We start from the raw sequence: 25,249 nt of genomic DNA, 5'->3' as shown, positions 1-25,249 counted from the left end.
GATCCTAACCTACCCGTTCATCAACAACCAGTGTTTACTGATTTTTTTACCATTAAAATGCGTTAAACTTTGCTATATTGCCGTTAAGATGATGGTGCCTCTTTCAATAATAAGGATATAGCTTAATGAATAAATACCTGTTTACCGCGCTTACCATTCTATGTAGTGTGCTTTTTGTTGGTTGCAGCGGCTTGCCTGAAGGCGTAAAGCCTGTTGATGATTTTTCTCTCACGCGTTACCAAGGCACCTGGTACGAAGTCGCCAGACTAGATCACTCTTTTGAACGTGGCTTATCAAATGTAACGGCTACTTACAGCCTAAATGACGATGGCTCTGTTAAAGTTATAAATAAAGGCTTTAATGACGAAGAAGGCCAGTGGAGCGAAGCTGAGGGTAAAGCTAAATTTGTTGGCTCCAGTGATGTGGGGCACTTAGAAGTATCATTCTTTGGCCCGTTTTATAGCTCCTATGTGGTGTTTAAAATGGATCAGCAAGATTATCAGTATGCGTTTGTATCTGGCTTTAACACTGATTATTTATGGTTGTTATCGCGTACGCCTACCGTAAGCCAAGCAATTAAAGATGACTTTATTGCAACGGCAAAAAAGCATGGTTTTGATACCAACTCACTTATTTGGGTTACGCATACACCAACTCCAAAACGTTAAAAAGGGTTTTACGTCATTTACTTATGGTTTGTCATAAATATGCAATGATTAAGATTTATCATTTCAACCATAGCAAGTAAGGCCTAATGACCTTGATGTTGACATGCGTATCCCCCTTTATTTGATATACCCAAGCCACCTCAAGATGCAGAATTCAGCGTTTCACAGGGGCTTAATATCAAGGCGTTACTTTGCAAGAATGGCCATCCCTTTTAAGAAGTAACAACGATGAGAGTAAGTTCCTGTGAAGCGCCCGAAGGGTTGGTTTAAAAGCGATTTATACTGCGTTATTGATTTTAACAATAGAACCACTATTACTTGCAATCAATGCCTTGCCTAAATCGCTTTTAATTCCAACTGAGGCTCGCATCTTGAGGTGGTTTGGGTATAAAGGCAAGCTTTTATAGCTTGCCTTTTTTTTTTGCCTGATTGGCGGTAATAAATACCTCTATTTTATTCAGATCAAATTTTTACTAACTAAAGCTAATAAATGGCAATATAGCTCCCACTTATTACCAGTAATACAACGTTTACTGCACTCATATATTTTACCCATGTTGCTTTAAAACTATAAAAAATCATTAATAATAAAACACTTAAAGCCATATACCCGCAAAAGAGTAGGCCGCCATAGCCCTGATGTTCAACTATGCAAAGCAATAAACTTAGTAAAATACTGATCCATGCTGAGATTAAAAACCACTGACTTTGCTGTTGGCTAGGTCGCGTTTTAAATACATCGCGGTAATGATTAAATTTTGCTAGCGCAAAACAGTTAAATGCCAGCAAACATAGGCTAAATTGCAGAAGTTCGATCATCCTTTTTGCTCCACAAGGCTGTTTTTATTTACGCGATTTGAACGTGTGTTCGCCGCAGGGCTATTCAATTGAGTACGTAATTTTTTGGCTTGAAGCACAAATAGCAGGGCACACACTAAGCACACTAAATCAAAACTAAACAATGCCCATTGTGAGTTAAGTAAATAACTAACAATGCTACCTTTGGTGGTAAGTGCGTTGATCAGCGGCACGCTAACACAAGCCACTGCATTTACCCATGCTAATAAATACCACTGCATTTTTGCTCGTTTAAAAAGGCTAAACAAAGCAACAGCTAGCCACGTAATAAAGAACGCCAGTATTTCTTTGTCAGCTCGTTGAGTTATACCAATTGGTAGCAATCGGTTAGCAATAAAGAAGGCACAAGTTGCCAGCGGTAAACCCATGAGAGTGGCAAGGTTTAAGCCTTCAACAAGCTTGAGCCCAAACGATGCTTTTTGGTCTTTTTTCATTCGTTCGCGAATACGTTTTGCCCACATAATGCAGCCTGTGGCTATCATTATGCAGCCTGCAACGCCGCATAAAAAGTATAGCCAACGTAGTAATGGGTTTGCTAAACGCCCAGTATGCAAAGCCGTGAGTGAATCATAAAACACTTCTGTACTACTATATTCATCAACGCTTTTAGCAATTAAGCTGCCATCAACACCATTAAAAAGCATAGTCGGGGTTTGGTCGCGAACAAGTGTGCCTGTTGAGGCACGTACAGTAATTGTTGCAGACGCTTTATTTGGGTCTTTAATTGAAAATCGGGTGAGGTCTGCATTTGGCCAGTTGGTATAAATTTGATCCAATACATTATCAACCGCCGTTAACGGGGCTGGCACATCACTTGATTTAGTACGGACGTTGGTTGGAGTAACGTCGTTAAATAAGCCCCTAACACCGTCATCGTAAGCGGTCATAGCAGGGTATGGAAATAACATAAATATTAATGTTATCAGGCCTGTATACGTTATCATAATATGAAAAGGCAACGCTAATACTGACGACACATTGTGACCATCAAGCCAACTTCGGCTGCCTTTGTTTTTTCTAAAGCTAAACATATCTTTAAAAATACGCTTATGAATAACAACACCTGAAACAAGCGCTACCAACATAAATAAGCTCGCAAAGCAGACTATCCACCGTGCTGTTCGTACATCGATATAATGTAGGTCAAAATGCAGCCGATAAAAAAAGTTACCGCCTTTGGTTTCTCTGGGTTGTTGTAATGATTCACCAGTTTTTGGATTAATATAATAGTCTTGCCAACCACCAAAACGCTTTCCTTCTGGGCGAGGTTTTTCGAAGGCATAATTAAGTTGTGGCTCACGCTCTGTAGGTAAATAAATTCCCCAACGGCCTGATTCTGGTGCGGTTGCTTTTAAATAATCAACACCTGCAATAATTTGCTCTCGTTGTAGTGCAATACGCTCCTGTGGCGCTTGTAGGCTGTGCAGTGCAGGTTGATTCCATAAGGTAACTTCGTCACGAAAAAAGCTGATAGTGCCAGCAAAGAAGACTAAATACAGTAACCAGCATACCAGCAAGCCAACCCAAGTATGCATCCATGTCATGGAACGAAAAAAACTCTCTTTCATAACCAATCCTTTAATAAGGCAATGCTCAATCCGCATGCTGATGATGTTAGTAAAATAGTGATCCAAATAGTCTTTAAAGACTTAACTGCAAACGCCCAAATAAACACACAGCTATAAACAAAAATTGTCAGACTGATACTTAACAGAACGGCATCTGACTTTTTAAGCGGTAAAATAAGGCTCAATAATGAAGTAAATACAGCAGTGAAAATATAGCCACCAACAATGGCTGCGTTAAAGCGAGAAACTACACACAGTGCATAAACATTGGTTTTGCAGGCCATTTTAAGCTTAATTAATGGGTTACGAGTTGGCACTTTATTTACTGGTTGGGCATACATAGGTAATCCTTTGACCCGAGTGAAAGAATGGAGGCAGAGGATACTACATTATTAAGGTACGTAAAAGTGAGTGATTCGCATTTGTGTTACTTTGTGTGTTCAAAACGCTTAAAAGCCTAAATTAGACGTTTTTTATAACTTAGTAAAATAGTGATCTGAGAGTTGATGACGCCGTTAGGTTCATAGGTGGGTTATTAATGATGAGGGTGAGTCTATTTATTTTAAGTTCTGGTTGGTTAAAATTGACACCATTCTATTCCCTTGCCACTGTTATTACATAACGCAAAACACTTTAAATTCTATGCCGAAGGGGTTTGTTATGTCTAACTGGGTTGATGCATGCGTCAAAGATATTGTTTGGTACAGTGATACATTATTTAGCTTAATTGTTAATGCCGACGTTGAGCCTTTTAAGGCAGGCCAATTTACTAAGTTGTCGATGATGCAGGGTGATAAACGCATTGCCCGCGCTTATTCTTATGTAAACGCACCAAGCTCAGCTGATTTAGAGTTTTACTTAATTAACGTGCAAGATGGTTTACTATCGCAACAATTAGCCAAGCTGCAACCTGGCGATACAGTAATGATAGAGCGCCGCGCAAGTGGGTTCTTCACCTTAGATGAAGTCCCGCAAAGCGAACAGTTATGGATGCTCAGTACAGGTACGGCTATAGGGCCGTTTTTATCTATGCTCGAGCAAGGCGAGGTATGGCAGCAGTTTGAGCAAGTAATCTTAGTGCATGGTGTGCGTTTAAATACTGATTTAAGCTATCAAAACAGCATTGCTGCCTTATTGCAAAAATACTCAGGATTAAAGTATGTGCCAGTGGTGAGCCGTGAACACCCCGATATGGGATTACACGGGCGGATCACTGATCATATTAAGGCACAGTCATTGTTTTCGCATGTTGATTTAACACCTACACCAGACACCGCGCAGTTTATGATTTGCGGCAATCCTAACATGGTGAAAGACACTTCAGCGCTGCTGATTGAGCAAGGCTACAGCCGAAACCGCCGCAAAGAACCAGGAAATATAACAGTTGAACAATATTGGTAAATGAGCCGTACAATGATAACCACTATCTTGAAGGCACAATTTTTGCTATTTTATTGTTTCTTCAATTATTCAGGAACAGTATGAAATCGTTATTTTTTGCAATCAGTTTATTCTCTTCAGGGTCACTATTAGCGGTTGAGGCAGAGCAAAGTACAGAGCCTACTAAAGCGCCTCAAAAAAAGACTGAGATTAAAAAGAGCGACGCCGTTGAACAGCAAAAATCGTTAGATGATAGTTCTGCTGTTATTACCTTGACGCCAGAGAAAAAAGCAGTAGAAGCCGAAGCTGATATTGAACCTACGCAGCCTATTGTAAGCGACCCAAGTACGGCGAATATGGTTGATGTTGTTGATAGCAGTAAGGTGTTAGGAACGCAAAAAGTTAAGCCAGTTGATGCACCAAAAACTGAGCAAGAAAAAGAACAAGCCATTGCTAAAGCAGCACAAGTTGTTGAAAATGCTAAAGAGACCCTCACTCAAAAGCAGCAAGAAAAAGCCAAGCAATCTCGAGAAGCATTAGCGGTTGTTGAAAAGTTAATTAAGGCATATAACGCCCGTAACATTGATGCATTTGTCAATATGTACTCAGAGGATGTTGAGTTTTATGTGTTTCCAAATGAGCTGCTATTTAAAGGTAAAGAAAAGCTCATTGCACGTTATGGCATTATGTTTAAAAAGTTAAAGTGTGTTAAGTCGTCACCAATTAAACGTATCGTGACTGGTAATATTGTTATTGATCATGAACTCTCAGAGACCTGCACAACGGATCCAAACATTGTTGATAAGCGCTCTGAGTTTGTATCAAGTTACAAAGTTGAAAATGGCAAAGTAACCAAAGTATTATTTTTTAGATAATACCAACCAAATAAAGCATGTTGAATTAGTGGCCGTTACATCATTGCGCTAATTCAATTTACGCGTTTGCTTAAATGTATGAGTTAAATGCTTTATAACTAAATTAGTGATTTTTAGACTTGGCTTTACCACATAATTAATAAATATAGGAGGAAGGGCATGGAATTAGCAGATGATAAAAAACTGCATTTACTTTATCGTGTTGAGCCGGGTTGTTTAGGTCCTACGGGTGCAGACACTATTGAGCGTTTTTGTGAATACGCAAACGAGCAAATTGCTCCTCCCTATTTTGCCGGCTATCATTTTGTGCCACGTTTTGACAAAACAAAGCCAGAACGCCAGTACAGTATTAATCAAAGATCACTTTCAGAGCAGCAAGCTCAAGCGTATCTAGGTCACTTTAAAACAAGTATTAATGATTTTGAAGAGCAGCTCGATGAACTGCTCACTGAAGCTATTGAACGATTTCTAAACCGTTAAACGTTTTCACCTGATAAAATAATATTAAAGCTTGTATTGTCATGCAAGCTGGCAAATGCACTTTCGTGTAACAGTTCGTTACGTAGGTTTGGTGAATAATCCAGTGCCATTTTTATATCGGCTAATGCATCTGCATGTTTGTGAGTAAGTGCATACGCACATGCACGTTGCCAATAGGCATAGCCATAGTCACTGTCTATATCAATGGCTTGATTGCACAGCTCAATCGCTTGCTTGGTTTCGTTTAGTTCTAATAAAGCATCTGCTTTGTATGCGATTGCCTCAACATCTTCTGGTTTACGATTAAGGATCTCATCAAATATTTCGATTTTATTTGATACGTCGCTTTCTAAATTTGCACGCATCCATAATGAATGAACCTCGTTAGTAACCGATATTTTCTCTTGGTTTTTCAGAATTTCTTCAGAACGTTCACGCAGTTTTTCTTCAAAGGTGTTTAAGCGCGCTTCATACTCGTTGGTTATAACGCTTACACGTGTATTAACGATATCTTCTACTTTGTTTTTCACATCACGTAATGAGTTCCAACCCACTAGTACTAAGATAGATGCAGTTGCGGTGATAATAAAAAACACGTTGTTAATTGTATCAGTTGTGTATGTAAGCGCTCTATCTGCGGTATCCAGTTGCGCGTGAGTCACTTGTTTTGTGACATCTTCTCGTAATTTTTGCTGGTCTTGACGGACGGCTTTTAGCTCATCAAGAATGTAGCGCTCCATTAGTGGCTGAAACATTGGTTTTTGTACGTTTGCCAACGCTTGTTCTTGCTGCTGTTCTGTTGGTGCAGGACGAGACTCTTCTGCATTTATATGCAGTGAGCAAACAAACGCTAAAAGAAGTGTGATCAGTATAAAGTGTTGACGCATAGTGCTGCCTAGTAATTAAATTCAAACCAAGAATGGGCACAACATAAATACCCAGCAAATTATGCGAACTTTAACATGACTGCTTATGAGTAACTAGGCAAAAAAAAACCAGCTCAAAAGTGAGCTGGTTAAACTGCTTAAACAACAAATATGTCGTTAGGGGTATCAACAGGAGTGAGTCGATACAATAACGAAATTAACCTGAACAACTACTTAATCGTAAGGATGTAAGGAAAGGGAAAAAGAAAAAGCGTATTGGGCTTAACAATACGCTTTTATATCTGTGCTAAAAATACAATTATGGTGAAGGTGACTAAATTGTGCGACACCGCGGTGCCCACTTCCATACCCTTCACATACCATTACGCGGGTTAAAAACGAATCGATCAATGTGATTACTAATTTTATTAAAAAAACGATTCACTTTTTAGTCACTGTAAAAGTGAGAGTTAGGGGTATAGAGTATCCAGCGGTGAAAAATCTACTTCAGGCAAGGACTCAAATCCCGGTTTTGCAAATAAGTACCCTTGCATTAAGCTAATGCCCGCATTATGCAGCCATTGATACTCTTCTACAGTTTCAATACCTTCAGCAAGCGGTGTAATATTCATTTCTTTTAACATGGCAACATTGTGTTTTACTATCAATTGGCGTGCTTTGTTTAGGTGAATATTACGAACTAGTTCCATGTCAAATTTAACAATGTCAGTTTGAAAGTCAGCTAATAAATTTAAGCCTGAATACCCTGAGCCAAAGTCATCAGTGGCAGTTGTAAAGCCCAGAGATTGATAGTATTCAACAACGCGTTTTATATGTTGCGTGTCGTCAATTTTTTCGACTTCAGTGAACTCAAACATAATTTTTTCAGTGGGGAAATTATACTTTTTTGCCGCTTCCAATGTTGTTCGAATACAGCGCTCAGGCTTATAAATCGCATTTGGCAAAAAGTTTATACTTAATACAGAATCTAACTTAAGTTTGGCAGCTAAGGCGATGGCTCTAATACGACATTGTTGGTCAAAGGTATACCTATTGTGCTCATTCACTTGAGAAATAACACTGTAAGCTGATTCGTTGTTCATGCCGCGTACCAGCGCTTCATAACCAAATACACGGCGACGGTCGCAATCTACAATCGGTTGAAAAGCCATTGTAAAATCAAAATCTAATTGGTCTTCATCTGCGCATTGGTTACAAGTTAACTTTTCACAGTTAGCTGGTTTAGAGCTCATTATCTCACCTTAAAGTCTTCAAATTGTATTTTTATTACAGTCTTTTGTTTCTATAGCATTTCATGCACTTAAAGTGATTTTATTTAAATCTATTAATAAGTGTTTGTTACACCACAAATTTAAGCGTAGACAAGGTTGCTTACTTTTAAAAGGTAAAAGTAGATTCTTTACTACACCGTTATTTTTAATTAAGTTAATTTAACGCACTGATTATCAATGCTAAACAATGTGTTTTAGGGCTTTATAAAAAGCGTGTTCAAATGCAAAAAACACATATACTTTTGTTAAAGTATATACTCTATCAAAAACACAGCTGTCATGCTTGTTATTTGCTATTTAAAGTTGATAGTTACAGTATTGATTTAGAAACAAAAATATTGCAAAACGAACTTTTATTGTGATTAACTTACCGCACATGATTAGCTGCGGTAAGTAAGGTGAAAGGGGTAAAAAAGTTAACGTAGCATCAGTGCAGCTTCATTTTTGGCCTAACAACACGCAATACTTTTTCACTGATCCACAAAGCAAACGTTTTGGCACTGCCGTGTATAGCACGTTGATGCATACGATAAAGCGAAATATACATAAACCGTGCAATACGCCCTTCAATGAAAAAGCTGTTGCTGGTGAGGTTGCCCATCAAGCTACCTACCGTGCTGTATCGTGACAGGTTAACTAATGAACCATGGTCGTTGTATTCAAATTTTTTTAATGGCTGCTGGCGTAGCGTTGCGATAAGGTTTTTTTCAATACATTGTGCCATTTGGTGAGCTGATTGGGCTCGCGGTGGCACTTGTTGTCCGTTTTGTTGAGTAAACGCGCAGCAATCGCCCAATACATAAATATGCTCATCAGCGTTACTTTGTAGGTAATCATTTACCTTGATTTGATTATTGCGAGTCAGCTCAAATATACCGAGTTCTTTAATAAAGTCAGGTGCTTTAACACCGGCCGCCCAGAGCATGATATCAGCATTAATTTGCTGGCCGTCTTGGGTGATAAAACCTTGCTCATTTGCTTGTTTAACTTGAGTGTTCTCGCGTACAGTCACACCGAGTTTTAATAGCTCTCGTTTTGCTGAACTTGCAATACGTTCAGAGAGTGCTGGCAGTATGCGGGGTCCCGCTTCAATTAAGTGAATGTGTAGCCGTTTGGCTGTCATATTGGTGAGGCCATATATTTTTAATAAATCTGATACATGATAAAGCTCCGCGGAAAGTTCGACTCCTGTTGCGCCGCCACCGACTATTGCAATGTTTAACGCATGTTGAGGGTCGTCATCTTGGTGCAAGCGCGTAAAGTTATCTAGTAAGGCGTGCTGAAAGCGTTCAGCTTGCTGGTTTGAATCAAGGTAAAAGCAATGTTCTTTAATGCCTGGGGTGTTGAAGTCGTTACTAACACTACCAATAGCAATCACTAAGTAATCGTAATGTACTGTTCGCTGTGGCAGTATTTGATGACCAAGTTCATCATGTAGTGGGCTTAAAGTGAGGGTTTTTGTGGCATTATTTAGGCCGCAAAAACTGCCTAGTTGAAATTGGTAATGGTGTTTTGCTGCATGGGCTGAGTAAACAACACCATCTAAATCCGCATCAATAGAGCCCGTGGCTACTTCGTGTAGTAACGGCTTCCAAATATGGGTGCGGTTTTTATCTATAAGTAATATATCTGCGTGTTTTTTCTTTCCTAGTTTGTGTCCTAATTGTGTTGCTAGCTCTAAACCCCCAGCGCCACCACCGATTATCACGATTTTAGGATGTGTTGTTATCATTACGTTGCCCTCAAAAAGTAGAATACCTAAATAGTCTGGGGAAACTACTTAGGTATAGCGCCCATTAGGGCAATACCTTGGCAACGTGTTAATTGTGCGCCTTTTATAGGCAAATTACTACAGATTATGGAGCAAAACTTAATCTAAAAGCTTACTCTTGGCTATGTAATTTTTTAGCTGTAAGCGTAAGTAAAACATCAGTATCAGAGAATTTAATCGACAAAAAAGGTAACATGGCAGGTAATTAAATTTACGACTACTATTTCCTTTATTAGGGAATTTAATGCAAGGGAATATTATGAGTGAACAGTTACTTTCATCACTTGAGCAGTATTTTGGTTTTAATCAATTTCGCCAAGGCCAGCAGCAAACCATAGAGCAGTTGTTAAATAATCAATCATCGCTGGCTATCTTTCCAACGGGGTCGGGTAAATCATTGTGCTATCAATTAACCGCTTTGCATTTACCTAATTTAACTTTGGTTGTATCGCCTTTGTTGGCCTTGATGAAAGATCAAATCAGCTTTTTAAATAACAAAGGCATCTATGCCGCTAGTTTAGACTCAAGCCAAAGTAGTGAGCAAAGTCACACCGTGATGGGCGATGTACGCGCTGGTAAAGTGAAAATTTTAATGGTGTCGGTGGAGCGCTTTAAAAACGAACGGTTTCGTGAGTTTATTAATCAAGTGGCTATTTCCATGCTGGTGGTTGATGAAGCGCACTGTATCTCTGAGTGGGGGCATAACTTTAGGCCTGATTATTTAAAATTACCGCGCTACCGTGAAGAGCTAAACATTCCTTTAGTGTTGTTATTAACCGCCACGGCAACCAAAAAAGTAAAACGCGATATGAGCGAGCGCTTTGCGATTGAGCCCCAGTGCATTGTGCAAACAGGGTTTTATCGTAGTAATTTAGATTTGTCGGTGCTCAGTGTGAAAAGTGCTGATAAGAGCGAAACACTTGCTAATATTGTACGCGAGCAACAAGGCCCTGGGATTGTGTATGTAACCTTGCAGCACAGCGCTGAGCAAGTTGCTCAAACACTTAGCCAACAAGGCTTAAGTGCCGTAGCTTATCATGCGGGGCTTGAAGACACTCTTCGCTACGGTATTCAAGATGATTTTATGGCAGGGAAAATCAATGTCGTCGTGGCTACGATTGCCTTTGGTATGGGTATTGATAAATCAGATATTCGTTTTGTTATTCATTATGACTTACCTAAGTCGATTGAAAATTACAGCCAAGAGATTGGCCGCGCAGGGCGTGATGGTAACCCTTCAAACTGCTACACCTTGGCTAATTTAGATGGTTTAAATACGGTTGAAAATTTTGTTTATGGCGATACCCCAGAGCTTAGTGGAATCGAGCATGTAATAAAGGATATTCGCCAGCATACTAGTGCTAATCAGCAATGGGAAATGCAAGAATATAGCCTATCTAGTGACAGTAATATTCGCCAGTTAGCACTTAAAACCTTATTAGTGCAATTAGAAATGCAAGGTGCGATAACTCCGCTCTATGCCTATTATGCTGATTTTAAATATAAATTTTTGGTTGATAAGTCACAGTTACTTTCGCAGTTTGATGCCGATAGGCAAGCTTTTTTAAACCAAATATTTAGCCATACTCAGTTTAAAAAAATATGGGGCACACTCAATTTCGATAGCCTAACACAAGCAGCACAAGTAGACCGTAAACGTGTTGTTGCAGCGCTTGATTATTTAGCCGAAAAGAATCTAATTACGCTTGAAACAAAGCGCATTACCCAAGTGTACCAAGTACATAGCGATGTTATTAATAACCCTGAATTAGCACAGCAGTTACATGATTACTTTGTAGATAAAGAGCAGGCTGAAATTAAACGTATTGCAGCATTAATTCGCTTTTTTGAGCTTAAAAACTGCTTGAGTTATAACCTAGCGCGTTATTTTGACGACCATCAAGCGCCAGAGCAGTGCGGCCATTGCTCTGTTTGCCGAGGCCAAGCTGTAACACTTGAGTATTCATTAGCGCATGAGTTTGCAGCAGATGAGGTGATTTATCAAAAAGTAGATGAGTTACTTAGCCACTTGGCTGGTAAAGGTATTGATACGGTTGGCATTGAAACTCAATGTCGCTTTTTAGCCGGTATGAGTGTTCCTCTTTTTGCACGCAATAAGGTACGTCAGCTCAGTGGTTTTGGCTTATGTGAGCAGCAGCGTTACAGTGAAATAAAAGCAAAATTACTGGCGCGATAGGCTCACTCAGGTATGCTAGGGGCTTATTCTTAAAAGTAAGCACCTATGCCCCATACCGTCATACCTAATCAGATCCCAATTGTTGTCAGTAATGAAAATGAACCTGTCTTATGCAGCAACTGCCAAGCGTGTTGTTGCCAATTAGAAGTACAAATACTCACAGACACAGGCGTGCCTTTTCATTATATTGATTATGACCAATGGGGCAGTGAAGTGATGAAACGTGCGGATGATGGCTGGTGCCAAGCCTTAGATCGTAATACTTTAATGTGTTCAATCTACGAAAACCGCCCGCTTATATGCCGCGAGTTTGAAATGGCATCAGACGAGTGTATAACAGAGCGTGAAATCGCAGGAATATGAGTTGTCGTATCATTTTGTCCCTTTGTTAAGTATTTAATTGTTGTCAGCCAATTTGTATTGATGTGGCTGGGTAAGTTAGCGGTTGCTTTTTTTGTCTGGCAAAACAATACGCAAACGTTAGTGGGCCAACACGGCCAATTAGCATTAATAATATAATCAAGCATTGGCTTGCAGTCCCAAGCTCCCCCGTGATGCCTCTTGAAAGACCAACCGTACTCAGAGCTGAAATTACTTCAAAGCTAATATCCATGACCGCGAGTGGCTCAATACGTGCGATGATCATAATGCTGGTGAAGGCGATAAACATATATAAAATCATCACACTCAATGCTTTTATCACTAGCTTGTCACTGAGCTGGCGATTAAACACAGTCACCGTGGCTTGTTGGCGTAAGTAGCTGTACATGGCTAATAATAAAATAACAAAAGTGCCCAATTTTATACCGCTTGCTGTACTTACCGATCCGCCACCAATCAGCATTAGTAACATAGTGAATAATGTTGAGTCGGTAGTCAGCGATTCAATTGGTAACGTATTAAACCCAGCGGTACGCGGGGTTACAGCTTGAAACCATGCACTGATAAGCTGCTCATTCAAAGGTAAATTTGCCAGTGTTAGCGGGTTGGCATACTCAAATAAAAATATCAGTACAAAAGCCAAACTATTAATGATTAAAGTAGCAAGTAGCACAATACGGGTATTGGTTGCTAGCTTCTGCCAACGGCGCTGCTGGTAAATATCAATTAGCACAGTAAAGCCTAATCCGCCGATTATAAACAGCGCGGTGATCACAAAATTGACCATCAAGTCACCACGAAACTGACTAAGGCTATCAGAGCTTAATGCAAAGCCTGCATTGTTAAAGGCTGAGATGGTATAAAATAGGCTTTGATAAGCGCCCTGCCAAAAGCCGTAGTCATCAAACCAACTAACCCAAAGGAGTAAAAAAGCAACGCTTTCGATAATTAATGAATACACCACCACATACTTTGCCACTTTGATCACACCTGATAAGTCGTTAGTATCAAGCGCTGTACTTGCTAGTAACCGCTGTTGTAAGCCCAAAGTTTTACCTAAGCTCAACAGTGAAATGACCGCGACTGTCATAAAGCCAATACCGCCAATTTGAATAAGTACCATAACCACACTTTGGCCAAATACCGTCAGTGCATTTGCAGTATCAATGATGACCAGCCCTGTAACTGTTACCGCAGAAGTGGCGGTAAACATAGCTTGCATTAAACTTAGCGGCTGTATGCTGGCAAGCGGAGTCAGTAATAAACCGGTGCCGATAATAATTAAAACAATAAAGCCACAGGTTAGAATAAGTGGTGGATTTAACTTGCGCTGTTTATAGCGGCTACCTTGTACAAAAGTTTTGGGGTAGCTATTTGCCTGCCAATTGATCATAGCGCTTTGAACCTTTTGGCTAGTTTGGTTAGGTAGGTTTTTGAGCCTAAAAGCACTAAACTGTCGCCATGGCGCAGCTCGGTATCTAAGTTTAATTCAGTATTAAAGTTTTCGTCGCGGCGCAGAGTCAGTGGCTTAATATCGCTGCCACGTTCTTTTAATAACCAGCCGATGGAGCGCCCTGATAAGTGTAAATCAATCGCCAGCTCTACAATAAATGTGCTTTGAGTTAACGCAAAATATTGATTCACCATTGGATAATTAAGCGCTTGTGCAACGCGTACACCCATTTCTTCCTCAGGGTGAATAATTCGCGAGACACCCAACTTACTCAAAATTTGGTGGTGGCTTTTTGTGCAGGCTTTTACCCAAATTTCTTTAGCACCTAAGTTTTTAAGATGCAAAACGCATAAAATACTGGCTTCAATGTTTTCACCTATAGCAACGAGTACTGCCTGGCAGCTGACCAAATCAAGACGTGCTAATTGTGCTTCATCGCTGGCGTCAATCACGACGGTATAGTTAAGTTGATTCGCATAATGATTCACCGTGCTGTCACTTATATCAGCAGCGCAAACATTATGGCCATGATGAGCCAGCTCTAAACAGGCGGTTACACCAAATCGCCCTAAACCAATAACTGCAAACTGCGCCATGTTCATTACTCAATAAAATTAAAAGACCAGCAGAGTGTAAGCTGTGCAAATTAAAAGTCAGTGGCTCAGCGCTAAGCTTTATAAAGATTTAATACTCAGGATAAAAATCTTTATAAAAACTTTATAGTCCCCGCCCAGTAATCGCAGTAAGCTAAGGTGTAAACCTTTACCGAGCGATATAATGAAGATACAACAATACCTCAGTGCAACTGCTGCGAGTGTGCTCATGCCAATACTGATTGTGTTGGCTATTTTTCCGGTGCGTGATTGGTTTACCACCACTGACATTGTAATGCTGCAACTGTTATGGGTTACTTTAGTGGCACTGCGCAGTAATCGTCGCGTAGCGGCTATGACCACCTTAGTCAGTGTGGCCTGCACTGATTGGTTTTTTGTTAGCCCGTATTTCACGTTTCACATTGAAAATATTGAATATGTTGTGACCTTTGCAGTAATGCTGATCGTGGGGTTGGTGATAAGCCAATTAGCAGGCCAGCTTACGAGTAAAATTAGTGATATTAAACATCATGCGAGTAACACCAGTTGCCTATACGAGCTTGCTAAAGGATTAAATGGACTCGATGAAGTAGGCAGTCAGCGCGACTATTTCCAAGCAGTAGTTGAGCAACACTTACACATAGAACTTGATTGGCAACAAGCTAGAATGACTCAAAAAGCACAATCAGCACATTACTTTGCGATCGGTGATATCGATAGTTGTTGGGGCGGTTTTATTGCCTCAGAACCACTTGATGAGGCGCAAAGTGCATTTTTAAATACTGCAATTTCAGTTCTATATCAGGCACATGAGAACACTCAGCTACGTAAGCAGTCAGCTGCTATATCAGTGCAAGCAGAGCTCGAGCGTGCTAAAAATGCTTTATTACGCAGTCTGTCACATGATTTACGAACCCCGCTTGCGACTATTATGGGGGCATCGAGCATGCTAGCGGATAAAAACATTGTGCTCAATGAGGCAATGGCCGCAGAGCAAGCACGTAATATTTATGAACAGAGTAAAATTCTTAACGAACATTTTGATAAAGTGATGGAGCTTAGTCGGGTTAATAAGATGGGCGAAGACTTGCAATGGCAAACGATTAGCTTGCAAACTTTGATCAGCGAAGCCCAAGCGCGTCGCCAGCAGCTATTATTTGATTTTGAGCTAGCAACCCACATAGGTGAACAAGACAACTGCGAAGGTGATATCACCTTACTTGAAATTGCCTTGGCGAATATGCTTGAAAACGCCAGTCGTTATGGTGATGGTCACGCAGAGCTCACCTTTAGTTATCAACAACATGGGCAACAAATTGACTACCAACTTTGCGTTACTAATCAATTGCCAAGCCCTGTGCTAACCAGCACTGATCAAGGTGTTGGTTTAGGTAGTGTGATCTGTGATGTAGTGGCTAAATTTCACCATGGTAGCTTTATGTTAGATATAAATGGCCAACAACAAACTGCCAGCGCTTGCTTAGCATGGAGTAAGTTAAATGATTAATATTTTAGCTTTAGAAGATTCGCCGCCGTTACAAAGCTTTCTAAAAACCCTATTAGCTGCCAGCGGTTATCAGGTGAGTATGAGGGCTAAAGGGCTGGATGGTTTTGCGCTTTTAAGTGAACAACAGTTTGATTTAGTATTATTGGATTTAGGCTTACAAGATATGGATGGCCAAGATTGGTTACTCGAACTGAGGCAGTGGAGTCAATTACCCGTATTGGTACTGTCAGCACGTGATGGCGAAGTTGAAAAAGTCACTGCACTTGATAACGGGGCAAATGATTATATAACCAAACCATTTAGCGCGAATGAGTTACTAGCGCGAATTAGGGTTTTATTGCGCACCCAAAATAAGCCGAGTGCGGCATTTACTTGTGGAAATATAAAAGTAGATCCTCAAAAACATGTAGTAACAGCCTCGGGGAGTGAGATAAAACTAACTAAAAAAGAGTACGCTATATTGCTATTGCTGTTTCAAAATAAAGATAAAGTACTCACGCATAATACAATTTTAAGCCATGTCTGGGGGGAGCAATATATTAATCGCCCTGAATATGTGCGCGTACATATGGCCCAGTTAAGACAAAAGCTCGAACAGAACCCAGCAAGTCCAAAGCATTTACTTACAGAGCCTGCAGTCGGTTACCGTTTAGTTGATTGAGGTGGTTTGAGTATATGAAGCGTAAAGGGGCTTTACACCCCTTTAATTAAACGTTTATAAAAAACATTAATCATATTTCTGCTCGAGTTCCTCGGCGGTATGAAACTTCTCATGAGTTTGCAATTGTTCATCGTATCGCACTAAATTTTTAAAATGACCTAGTTGACCCGCGTTTTTTACAATTTCAACAATAAACGACATCATAAAATCTGCGCCAGTGAGCATGTCGCCTACTAGGTACTTTTTGCCTTCAAGGCGACTGTTAAAATAGCTAATTACTTTAGCGGTTTCAGCATCGGCGTAACCTTCTAGAAACTGTGTTTTAGCGCCATCTTTTTGCACAAACATTTTTAGTAAAAGCGGTAAAATAGCTGAGCTTTCAGCGAAGTGTAGCCATTGTTGATAATCAACATAGTCTTTACTGTCACGGCTTGGAGCAAACTTGCCATTACCGTATTTAGTAATAAGATAATCAGTAATAGCGCCTGATTCAGTAACAATTAAACCGTCGTCTTCGATTACAGGTGACTTACCCAGTTGATGTACGTTTTTTAATTCATCAGGTGCTAAAAAGGTTTCACTGTTGCGCTGATATGCAACAATTTCGTAATCGACTTCGAGCTCTTCTAGTAACCAAATAATCCGTTTTGAACGAGACTTGTTTAGGTGGTGTAATTTAATCATGGTTGTCCTTAAAAGCGCAGCCTTTGCTGCGCATGGTAAATTTAAAGTGGTTGATTGACTTGCACGACTGTTTTGCCGAAGTTTTTGCCGTCAATCATATCGTTAAATGCTGATATTGTGTTTTCAAACCCTGTAACTAGATGCTCACGGTAGTGAATTTTTCCTTCACTCAGCCACTTTTGCATGTCAGTCGCAAACTCATCATAACGATGGCCGTAGTCATCAAAAATAATGAAGCCTTGCATTTTTATACGCTTAGTAAGTATTTGACCCATTAAAGCGCCCATTCTATCTGGCCCTTGGGGTAACTCAGTCGCGTTATACTGTGATACTAATCCGCACAGCGGTACGCGAGCAGCGGTGTTTAATAAAGGTAATACGGCATCAAATACTTTTCCGCCTACGTTTTCATAATAAACATCAATTCCAGCGCCACAGGCTGTGGCTAATTGCTCATTAAAATTATCACTGCGGTGGTCAATACAGGCATCAAAGCCTAAAGTATCGACTGCGTATTGGCATTTTTCATTGCCGCCAGTAATGCCAACTACTTTACAGCCTTTGAGTTTAGCTATTTGCCCAACAGTTGCCCCAACTGGCCCTGTAGCCGCTGCTACAACAACGGTTTCACCTTCTTTAGGATCGCCAATATCAAGTAAACCCATATAAGCGGTAAAACCAGGCATGCCCATAATACCCAGTGCGTAAGATGGGTTAATTGGGTTTTCCCCCAGAGGCATTAAACCCTCACCATTTGAAATAGCGTAGTCTTGCCAACCTGTATAAGCTAGTACCCATTCACCCACGGCAAATTTATCGTTATTTGACTGCTCTATTTGACACACGGTAGCGCCTACCATCACATCACCAATTGCCACAGGTTCAGCATATGATTTTGCATCGCTCATACGTCCACGCATATAGGGGTCGAGCGATAAATAAATAGTACGCAATAATACTTCGCCTTGTTTTAAGGCATCAACAGCCACAGTTTTCAATGAAAAGTTATCGTTTGTAGGTGCCCCATGTGGGCGCGATGCTAAAGTAAATTGCCTGTTTTCAATGGTCTGCATAAAACCTCTCTATCCGTTGTAAGGACTAATAAATCTTGAATAGTAAAGAGGTGGGGTTTTAGAGTATTAATTCAATTGTTTGTTTATCTCTGTGTGGGTAATCACTATTGCAAGGCTGCAACAGTCTCCTTCTGGCGCGGTTTTAGCGGGCTATTTGTATTTTCTGTTCCAAAGTTGGAATGGTTTCTTACAAGGCTGAAATGCAGAGTCATATGCAGCAAAGCCTAAAGAAGAGGTGCTAACGTTCCTTAATTGGGTTTTCTGATAGAACTTTAAAATATATGGGGTAGGTATAAGCGATTAAATAGGTTAACTGTACTTTGATAAAGCTGTTATGCTTTTATTTTGCATAGTCATCTAATAATGAGTTATATTTTATCTCGTAAATTGACTCTTATTAACAATTAATAAATAAAGGAATATCTTATGAAAAATATTATTTTAATTGGTTCAATAATTTTACTTTCGGCTTGTAGTACTAATTCAAATCAATCTCAAACATATACTCTTGCAAATTCAAATGGTACTCCAATTAGTACCCATAAAAGTGTAAATGAATGCCAAGCTGCGGCAATAAGGGCTAATATTCGTAAAACTAATGATTGGAATGCAACTCATAAATCTCATCAAAGCGTCCCTGTGAAAGATGGCTCTCTAAAAAAGGTAAGTTGTAAATAAGCATAACAACACGCCCTGGGGTGGCTAGCAAGCACTAAAGATCCCTTTTCACCGCAAGTTCTAACAGCGGTGATCCCTTATTTTCAATGCCGTTAAGTAAGTTGATTCGTACTCGGGTGAGTCTGTACTCAAGCACCTAAATTGGGTTCGTATCTACTTAAATGCTAATGATCTGATGATGACATTATGAGTTTTTCCTTTGGCTTCTTGTTGCCGGTAATAGGCTTTTTCCCTGAAAGGGTAAGGTACGTATAAAGCCGCTTATTTAAAGTAGCATTTAGATATCAATTAAACACCTCCCCTTTTTTTGTAATGTCAGCAAAATAGATACCACCGATTGAACCAACATAAGAACTCAGATATAGTTGAGCCATTACTAAAATCGATTAAATTGACAAGCCGTTATATTTCAAGGAGAAGACAGGTTGTTATTTCCAGTATTAGAGACGCATCGGTTAACGTTAGATCACTTATCAAAAGAAGACTCAATGAGCTTATTTGAGTTGTTCTCGGATAAGCGAGTTGTCGAATATTATGATTTGGCAGCTTTTACCGAGTTGTCGCAAGCAAGTAATTTAATCGCGTTCTTTAACTCGCGCTTTAATGAAAATTCGGGGGTACGCTGGGCTATTCGTTTAAAAGAAACAAATGAATTTATCGGAACGTGTGGCTTTAATAGTTGGAACCTTAAAATGCAGAGCGCTGTTATTGGGTATGATTTGCTCCCTAAATATTGGGGGATGGGTTTTAGCACTGAAGCAGTACACCGAATAGTGAAAGCAGCATTTTTAGGTGAATTACCTTGTGGTAAGCTTAATCGTATCCAAGGCGATACTGTGCCTGGAAACTCAGCTTCTGAAGCGCTGCTTTTAAAAGTAGGTTTTAAAGAGGAAGGCATAAGGCGTCAAAGTGGTTATTGGAAAAATCAGTTTCATGATCTCACATGTTTTGGGTTAATTAAGTCAGAGTATCGTGAAATAGAATAAAGCGTGAATAAAACACAAATATCACAGCTGACAGTGTTGGCTGCGACCATGATTTTAACCAGCTATGTGCTGCACATGTTGCGTGTTTAGAGGCGTTCATTGATGTATCGAAATGTATTAACAGTGGTTGTTGTTTTGATTTTCCTTTCAGGTTGTGCTGAACGCGCAATTGATATTACTGATAAAGAGGGAAAAATCGTAGTAGGCTGTAATGCCGGTTATGATTGGCACTTTTATGGCTTACAAGACTCAATTGATTATATGCTTTATGAGTGTGCGAAAGGGTCAATAGCAAACGGTTTCAAAGTATCAGATGAAAGACTGCTTACGCTTGATTTTACACTGCCGCCGCCAGAAGGTGAGTCGTGGAATAAACAATTAGCGATGTATCACTTTCATAAAAATACGATTACTGAAAGAAAGCTCGGTTATATTCTTGCCGCTATAGAGTTTGACTATCAGAAGATCGTTTGGTCAGCTGAAAATGATTTAGCCAGCGGAGACATCACGCAAGCTGAATTTAATGACATTGTGAAAGAGGCCAAATTAAGGTGGCTTGGCGAAAAAAATACATCGTAAAACTTCTAAAAAAGCAAGTGAAACTATCCGCCATGAAAATTAAGTTATTCATTGAGTAGGATTAGGAATTTAGCTATTGTTAGGCCATAAAAACGGTTGAATTTATGGGCTCATCAAAGGTTAATAAAGGAATTTATGATGGATAACATTGCTCAAATATTTATATCTTGGTTTCCCTTACTGATTGTTTTATTCATTATGTGGGTGATGCCAATTATACTTATTGCTAGGTCACAAAAAGTGGGACGTCAAGAAAAGCTCGCATGGATAGTCGCCAGTTTGTTTATAAGTTGGTTTTGTTTACTTTTATTTATGTTGATTGCACCACTTAAGCCTGATGACAAATAGTGGCACATAAAAAGCGTTCTGTGTTCATTAATATACTCTAATCAAAAATAGTAATTTAGTGCTGTTAGCGCATTAAATTAGATTTTGATTTATGGCTTTTATAACGGCTTGAGTGCGGTCTTTTACGTCTAATTTAGCAAGGATTTGTGACACATGATTGCGGATAGTCCCCTCAGAATTATCTAATTTTTTGGCAATCACTTTGTTCGACATCCCCAAAGACAAACACTGTAATACGGTTTGTTCTTTGTCCGTTAAGCAGAGCTGAGGACTTAATTGCTTTTTGAGTAAAAAATCAGTCACCGCACTTTGCAATACTCGCTCACCCGCGACGACCTGCTTGATAGCGCTAATGAGTTCTTCAAGCTCAATGTTTTTAAGCACATAGCCACGAGCACCTAGGTTAAGGGCTTTGACTAATACATCACAATCTTCAAATGTGGTTATGATCAGCACGGGGGTTTTATCACCCTTTTCGCGCATTTTTTGCAGCACGCCGAGCCCATCTAAATTCGGCATTCTCATATCGAGTAAAACAATATCAACGCTATGCTCTGCTAATTGGGCAAGCGCTTGTAAGCCATCTTCAGCTTGGGCTTCGATGTTAATGGCGCTATCAAGGTTAAGTAAATTAGCGAGGCCTAAACGAACTAAGGTCTGATCTTCAACTAGTAGGCACTTTATCATGGCTATGTTCTTCTAAATTTAGTGGTAATGTCATGGTGTTGATCAGAGTTTCTTGTTCAAGATGTTGTGAAAATTCACCGCCAAATTGTGTCATTCGCTCATTTAACCCTGCTAGCCCATTCCCTTGTTTTGGTAGGTGGGTCTCTGGTTGATTGTGATACGCTTTTGCAATTAACTGCGGGTGTTGGTTAACGTGGGTGACATTCACCTGCAAAGTAAAATGGTTTGCTTGGGTGTGTTTAAGGGTGTTGCTGATCATCTCTTGGGTAAACCGTAATACACAAAGGGCGAAGTCTTGAGGGAGTTGCTCTGTCTCCTTACTTAGCTGGAGATCGCAGCGTAAATTAGGTGTCAGTTCGCAAATGGCTTCAAGTGCTTGTTTAAGTATCGTTTTGTCGTTGCGCTGAGTGGAAACGATTTCGCGTACTTCTGCTAATACTTCTTGGCTAAGTTGGTGGCAAAGAGATAGGGTTTCAACGGTTGCTTCATTTGCTGCTCTTTTGGCAAAATCTAAGTTAATGCTAAGCGCAGTAAGCTTATGACCGAGTGAGTCATGTAGCTCGCGTGATATATTTTGCCGCTCTTGCGCTGCATGCATTGCCCCCATCATATGTTGGGTGGCTTTTAACTCTTTGTAGTTTTGACGGGATTGATAATGTGTATTTAAACTTTCGACAATACGCCGGCTAACAAACCAATTCATCAAGCAAAAGAAAAACCAAATAGTAAAGGTGATCCAAGGAATGCCATTTTCCCAGCGCGCATAATGCGTTAAACCATACACCAGCATGGCGGCCACAACACAAGCCAGTATTTTAGGCAGTGAAAAGTGAGGGCTAAAAACAGCGGTAAACATAACCAAGTGAATAAAAACTAGGGACGTTGAGCTAAGTTGCATCATTGCTAAAATGAGCAGTAAATAACTTACCGCCACAGCATAAACATATTTATTGGGTTGTTTTAACACATACAACAAAATAGCTAATATAGAGCTACTCACCAAAATTTGTAAATACAGTGCTAGTTCAGAGTTTGCATAATATGCACATGCTGATGTAACACCCAGCCATGAGGCCAATGTTGAGAAACGCCAATCGGTTGTATGTCGTATAGTTGATTCCATTACTACGGCCATGTTTTTTATCAATTATTACAGAACTCGCGTTGTAAAAACAGTGACATCTGTCATAGCGCTCGCTATGAGTTTTGTGACTAGTGCTGCGCCACCCCATTCATTTATTCTTTTATTTATACAGGATATTAGTTGGGTGTATTAATGAATAAAGACAGTCGATTACATTACATTGATAATTTACGAAGCCTCGCACTATTACTCGGCATCGTATTTCATGCTGCTTTGGCCTATAGTCCGTTTTTTAGCAATATTTGGTTTACGGCTGATCCAAGCACACATCGCCTATTTGACTACATCACGCATACTCTGCACTTATTTCGTATGCCATTGTTTTTTATTATTGCAGGGTTTTGCAGTGTATTATTAATTGCTAAATCGAGTAGCCAGCATTTTTTATGTCATCGCAGTAAACATATTTTACTGCCTTTTATTGTTTTTTTACCTTTAGGTTTTGCTGTTTATTACCATGCATTAAGTTTTGGGGCCGGTATAGCTAAACCAATACCACCGATATTTGCTGTGTTTAAAGTCATTAAAGAGCCTGTTCTTAGCACTATGCACTTATGGTTTTTGTGGAACTTATTTCAGTTTTGTCTCATTCACTGGCTGTTGAAAACAAGTCGCTTTTTAGGTAATAAACTCGATGCGCTTAGCGTTCACCCTTTATTTATGTGGATTGTGCTTCCTATCGTGTTAACGCTCTCGTTAATGGGGCAATCTATTCCATTTCCTGCTCCTGATAAACTCACGCCTCAGTTGTGGTCGTATGGTTTTTACGGCAGCCTTTATTGGTTAGGGGTGGGGCTTTATAAAAAACAACCTCTCATTTGGTCATATCATAAGTACTTATGGCCTATTAGCGTTGGTGCGGCTTTATCCCTTATTGCTTATTTTGCTTTGCTGCCAGCGGCGCCGACCCTAGATGAAGTGATAGCTGCTGCCACCACGGGGCATTTTGCAGCAGACCAACAACACGTTCTGCATGTGCTCACTCAGGTCGCAAGTATCATCTTATTAACCGCCATGGTGTTTTTACTTGGGCATCGTTTTTTAAATCACCAAAGTAAGCTAAGCCGCAGCATTTCAAATGCGTCATATTGGGTTTACTTGATACATGTGCCGGTGTTGATTTATATCCAGATGCCATTGATTAACACTGATTTGCCTGTTTTGGTTAAATTTATTATCAGCGTATTTGTAACCTTGCTGATAGGTCAAATAAGTTATTTATTATTAGTTAAAAATACATGGTTGGGCGCACTACTTAACGGTAGGCAAACCAAGAAAAAAGTAATACAGCCAGCTTAAATGTCGTCACTTGGTAATGACTTAAAAACAGCAAAACTGACACATTAATAGCTACATAAAGGAATATTATTATGCAAGCAATAACAATCAAATCGACAATCGCCACGATTCAAAAAGGGGCGATTAAAGCCGATGGTAAGTTTACGTTAACCGATAGCGATGTAACCTTTACCCCATTTAACATGCAATTTGGGCTTGGGCCCTACACTTTTGCACGACATGAAATTGTAAAAGTGAGTAAATGCCTAGGCACAGGCGCGGGTATTTTCCCGTTGACACAGGATGCGATTGAGGTCGTATTAAAAGACAACAGTCACTATCAGTTTATCGTGTCAAACGCAGAGGAGTGGATTAAATTACTTACTCATAGGGCGTAGCGCAATGGCTGGTAATTCATCAAAATAGGTGTTGTTTTAATGTACCTAATAATGCACGATAAAAATATGACGCTATTTAAATTTGGTATTCAGTGAAGAACATGGATTTAATAAACACGTTATTGCTTAAGCTCGGTTTGGCTAAAAAGGCTCATCCACTCATCGTGTTAGGGAAGAAACTATCAAATAACAATAACGCGGTAGTTAAGTCGCTCGAGTTATATTGTGTTTCGCCTGATGCATATTTCGAGGATATTAGTGAGTTTGAGAAAGACAATTGTTTTATTGAATCTGTAGATGATATAACCCCTGTTGATGCATTGGTGAGAGCGCTGAGTAGCACAGGTGTTGTTATTTGTGTAGATAACCGCTCTGAGCCTTTACGTGTTTTGCCACTACTGCAAAAGCTCACGCCCATTCGTTTTGAAGCATCAGGTTTATTTAAAGATCTTGAGACTTTTTACAGGGAAACGAACTATGGTTTTGGCTCTCTAGTGGGAGGAGGAGGGAGTATTGAGCACTCACCCACGCTGTTTGATTGCTTGGATTCAGTTAGACTTAAAATGCTGGCAATAAACGATGATTCAGATGCATTAATCTTGTTTCTTTGCCATGAAGATGAACATACAAAAATTATTGAGCTGGCTAAGGAAGCCAAAATTAATTTATATTTTGAGCACATGTAAATTAATGTTTAGGGTTAGGTCGTTGAGTTTAGGCGTTATTAGGAACTTACTTAACGTAACCAAAGTACTGACACTATGGTTGAGTTTACTGCCTTTAGACTAACAGGTAATCACAGTGTTTGCTTTAAAATCAAGGTTTTATCGAATTGGGTAATACA

At 39.8% G+C, this 25,249-nt stretch carries 27 protein-coding genes; 15 read left to right on the top strand and 12 right to left on the bottom strand.

Features of this window, described 5'->3' with window-relative positions:
- Window positions 1-125 precede the first annotated feature (125 nt).
- Window positions 126-668, top strand: a complete 543-nt coding sequence (locus ACHUE3_RS01095) for a lipocalin family protein (RefSeq protein WP_394189323.1) — start codon at window positions 126-128, stop codon at window positions 666-668.
- A 483-nt stretch (window positions 669-1,151) separates the two neighbouring features.
- Here the strand turns inward: ACHUE3_RS01095 and ACHUE3_RS01090 are convergent, their stop codons facing one another.
- The 3 genes from ACHUE3_RS01090 to ACHUE3_RS01080 are packed head-to-tail and all read right to left on the bottom strand — an operon-like array spanning window position 1,152 to window position 3,435.
- On the bottom strand, window positions 1,152-1,487 hold the full coding sequence (locus ACHUE3_RS01090; protein WP_394189321.1) for a DUF3325 domain-containing protein: 336 nt from the start codon (window positions 1,485-1,487) through the stop codon (window positions 1,152-1,154).
- Complete coding sequence (locus ACHUE3_RS01085) at window positions 1,484-3,094, bottom strand: PepSY-associated TM helix domain-containing protein (RefSeq protein WP_394189319.1); 1,611 nt, start codon at window positions 3,092-3,094, stop codon at window positions 1,484-1,486. Before ACHUE3_RS01085 ends, ACHUE3_RS01090 begins: the two co-directional genes overlap by 4 nt.
- Complete coding sequence (locus tag ACHUE3_RS01080; protein ID WP_394189317.1) at window positions 3,091-3,435, bottom strand: hypothetical protein; 345 nt, start codon at window positions 3,433-3,435, stop codon at window positions 3,091-3,093. The genes ACHUE3_RS01085 and ACHUE3_RS01080 overlap by 4 nt, the downstream gene beginning before the upstream one ends.
- Window positions 3,436-3,754: 319 nt before the next feature.
- On the opposite strand from ACHUE3_RS01080, the gene ACHUE3_RS01075 reads away from it, so the two are divergent.
- From ACHUE3_RS01075 to ACHUE3_RS01065, 3 genes are all read left to right on the top strand, one after another.
- The gene (locus ACHUE3_RS01075; RefSeq protein WP_394189315.1) at window positions 3,755-4,495 is read left to right on the top strand and encodes a ferredoxin--NADP reductase; all 741 of its coding nucleotides are present in this window, start codon (window positions 3,755-3,757) and stop codon (window positions 4,493-4,495) included.
- 80 nt (window positions 4,496-4,575) lie between these two features.
- Window positions 4,576-5,349: a nuclear transport factor 2 family protein gene (locus ACHUE3_RS01070; protein WP_394189313.1), complete on the top strand. Its 774-nt coding sequence runs from the start codon at window positions 4,576-4,578 to the stop codon at window positions 5,347-5,349.
- Between the two features lie 159 nt (window positions 5,350-5,508).
- Complete coding sequence (locus tag ACHUE3_RS01065; protein ID WP_394189311.1) at window positions 5,509-5,829, top strand: hypothetical protein; 321 nt, start codon at window positions 5,509-5,511, stop codon at window positions 5,827-5,829.
- Here the strand turns inward: ACHUE3_RS01065 and ACHUE3_RS01060 are convergent.
- From ACHUE3_RS01060 to ACHUE3_RS01050, 3 genes are all read right to left on the bottom strand, one after another.
- Window positions 5,826-6,716, bottom strand: a complete 891-nt coding sequence (locus tag ACHUE3_RS01060; protein ID WP_394189309.1) for a tetratricopeptide repeat protein — start codon at window positions 6,714-6,716, stop codon at window positions 5,826-5,828. The two genes, ACHUE3_RS01065 and ACHUE3_RS01060, sit on opposite strands and share 4 nt — an antisense overlap.
- 449 nt (window positions 6,717-7,165) lie before the next feature.
- Complete coding sequence (locus tag ACHUE3_RS01055; RefSeq protein ID WP_394189307.1) at window positions 7,166-7,948, bottom strand: EAL domain-containing protein; 783 nt, start codon at window positions 7,946-7,948, stop codon at window positions 7,166-7,168.
- A gap of 466 nt (window positions 7,949-8,414) precedes the next feature.
- Window positions 8,415-9,719 (bottom strand): NAD(P)/FAD-dependent oxidoreductase, encoded by a 1,305-nt coding sequence (locus ACHUE3_RS01050; RefSeq protein WP_394189305.1) that lies wholly within the window; start codon window positions 9,717-9,719, stop codon window positions 8,415-8,417.
- Between the two features lie 298 nt (window positions 9,720-10,017).
- Here ACHUE3_RS01050 and ACHUE3_RS01045 point away from each other — a divergent pair, with 298 nt between their 5' ends.
- Window positions 10,018-11,955, top strand: a complete 1,938-nt coding sequence (locus ACHUE3_RS01045; RefSeq protein WP_394189303.1) for a RecQ family ATP-dependent DNA helicase — start codon at window positions 10,018-10,020, stop codon at window positions 11,953-11,955.
- A 45-nt stretch (window positions 11,956-12,000) separates the two neighbouring features.
- Window positions 12,001-12,318, top strand: coding sequence for a YkgJ family cysteine cluster protein (locus tag ACHUE3_RS01040; RefSeq protein WP_394189301.1), 318 nt, complete (start codon window positions 12,001-12,003; stop codon window positions 12,316-12,318).
- 43 nt (window positions 12,319-12,361) lie between these two features.
- On the opposite strand, the gene ACHUE3_RS01035 is transcribed toward ACHUE3_RS01040, so the two are convergent.
- Both ACHUE3_RS01035 and ACHUE3_RS01030 read right to left on the bottom strand, forming a co-directional pair.
- On the bottom strand, window positions 12,362-13,729 hold the full coding sequence (locus ACHUE3_RS01035) for a TrkH family potassium uptake protein (protein ID WP_394189299.1): 1,368 nt from the start codon (window positions 13,727-13,729) through the stop codon (window positions 12,362-12,364).
- Window positions 13,726-14,385, bottom strand: a complete 660-nt coding sequence (locus ACHUE3_RS01030) for a potassium channel family protein (protein WP_394189297.1) — start codon at window positions 14,383-14,385, stop codon at window positions 13,726-13,728. The genes ACHUE3_RS01035 and ACHUE3_RS01030 overlap by 4 nt, the downstream gene beginning before the upstream one ends.
- Window positions 14,386-14,566: 181 nt before the next feature.
- Between ACHUE3_RS01030 and ACHUE3_RS01025 the strand changes: the two genes are divergently transcribed.
- Together ACHUE3_RS01025 and ACHUE3_RS01020 are read left to right on the top strand one after the other, a co-directional pair.
- Window positions 14,567-15,889, top strand: a complete 1,323-nt coding sequence (locus tag ACHUE3_RS01025) for a DUF4118 domain-containing protein (protein WP_394189295.1) — start codon at window positions 14,567-14,569, stop codon at window positions 15,887-15,889.
- Window positions 15,882-16,550: a response regulator gene (locus ACHUE3_RS01020; protein WP_394189293.1), complete on the top strand. Its 669-nt coding sequence runs from the start codon at window positions 15,882-15,884 to the stop codon at window positions 16,548-16,550. The genes ACHUE3_RS01025 and ACHUE3_RS01020 overlap by 8 nt, the downstream gene beginning before the upstream one ends.
- Window positions 16,551-16,616: 66 nt before the next feature.
- Here ACHUE3_RS01020 and ACHUE3_RS01015 read toward each other — a convergent pair whose 3' ends face one another.
- Complete coding sequence (locus ACHUE3_RS01015; RefSeq protein ID WP_394189291.1) at window positions 16,617-17,234, bottom strand: glutathione S-transferase family protein; 618 nt, start codon at window positions 17,232-17,234, stop codon at window positions 16,617-16,619.
- Between the two features lie 41 nt (window positions 17,235-17,275).
- Complete coding sequence (locus ACHUE3_RS01010; RefSeq protein WP_394189289.1) at window positions 17,276-18,307, bottom strand: NADP-dependent oxidoreductase; 1,032 nt, start codon at window positions 18,305-18,307, stop codon at window positions 17,276-17,278.
- A 426-nt stretch (window positions 18,308-18,733) separates the two neighbouring features.
- Between ACHUE3_RS01010 and ACHUE3_RS01005 the strand changes: the two genes are divergently transcribed.
- From ACHUE3_RS01005 to ACHUE3_RS00990, 4 genes are all read left to right on the top strand, one after another.
- Entirely contained in the window at window positions 18,734-18,985 is a 252-nt protein-coding gene (locus ACHUE3_RS01005) for a hypothetical protein (protein ID WP_394189287.1), read from the top strand.
- Window positions 18,986-19,410: 425 nt separating this feature from the next.
- Window positions 19,411-19,971, top strand: coding sequence for a GNAT family N-acetyltransferase (locus ACHUE3_RS01000; protein WP_394189285.1), 561 nt, complete (start codon window positions 19,411-19,413; stop codon window positions 19,969-19,971).
- A 102-nt stretch (window positions 19,972-20,073) separates the two neighbouring features.
- Window positions 20,074-20,550 carry a hypothetical protein gene (locus ACHUE3_RS00995; RefSeq protein WP_394189283.1) on the top strand — a complete coding sequence of 159 codons (477 nt, stop codon included), beginning with the start codon at window positions 20,074-20,076 and terminating at the stop codon, window positions 20,548-20,550.
- 135 nt (window positions 20,551-20,685) lie between these two features.
- Window positions 20,686-20,898, top strand: coding sequence for a hypothetical protein (locus ACHUE3_RS00990; protein WP_394189281.1), 213 nt, complete (start codon window positions 20,686-20,688; stop codon window positions 20,896-20,898).
- A gap of 72 nt (window positions 20,899-20,970) precedes the next feature.
- Here ACHUE3_RS00990 and ACHUE3_RS00985 read toward each other — a convergent pair whose 3' ends face one another.
- Together ACHUE3_RS00985 and ACHUE3_RS00980 are read right to left on the bottom strand one after the other, a co-directional pair.
- Window positions 20,971-21,585, bottom strand: a complete 615-nt coding sequence (locus tag ACHUE3_RS00985; protein ID WP_394189279.1) for a response regulator — start codon at window positions 21,583-21,585, stop codon at window positions 20,971-20,973.
- Window positions 21,563-22,708 (bottom strand): sensor histidine kinase, encoded by a 1,146-nt coding sequence (locus ACHUE3_RS00980; protein WP_394189277.1) that lies wholly within the window; start codon window positions 22,706-22,708, stop codon window positions 21,563-21,565. Before ACHUE3_RS00980 ends, ACHUE3_RS00985 begins: the two co-directional genes overlap by 23 nt.
- 153 nt (window positions 22,709-22,861) lie before the next feature.
- Here ACHUE3_RS00980 and ACHUE3_RS00975 point away from each other — a divergent pair, with 153 nt between their 5' ends.
- The 3 genes from ACHUE3_RS00975 to ACHUE3_RS00965 all read left to right on the top strand — a co-directional run bounded on the left by ACHUE3_RS00975 (window position 22,862) and on the right by ACHUE3_RS00965 (window position 25,091).
- The gene (locus tag ACHUE3_RS00975; protein WP_394189275.1) at window positions 22,862-24,028 is read left to right on the top strand and encodes an acyltransferase family protein; all 1,167 of its coding nucleotides are present in this window, start codon (window positions 22,862-22,864) and stop codon (window positions 24,026-24,028) included.
- Window positions 24,029-24,099: 71 nt separating this feature from the next.
- Entirely contained in the window at window positions 24,100-24,405 is a 306-nt protein-coding gene (locus ACHUE3_RS00970) for a hypothetical protein (protein WP_394189273.1), read from the top strand.
- A gap of 101 nt (window positions 24,406-24,506) precedes the next feature.
- Complete coding sequence (locus tag ACHUE3_RS00965; protein ID WP_394189271.1) at window positions 24,507-25,091, top strand: DUF6630 family protein; 585 nt, start codon at window positions 24,507-24,509, stop codon at window positions 25,089-25,091.
- Window positions 25,092-25,249 lie beyond the last annotated feature (158 nt).

The sequence above is a fragment of the Pseudoalteromonas atlantica genome, from assembly GCF_043641955.1.
GTDB classification, from domain to species: Bacteria; Pseudomonadota; Gammaproteobacteria; order Enterobacterales; family Alteromonadaceae; genus Pseudoalteromonas; species Pseudoalteromonas atlantica_A.
This window is presented reverse-complemented; position numbering and strand designations above follow the sequence as displayed.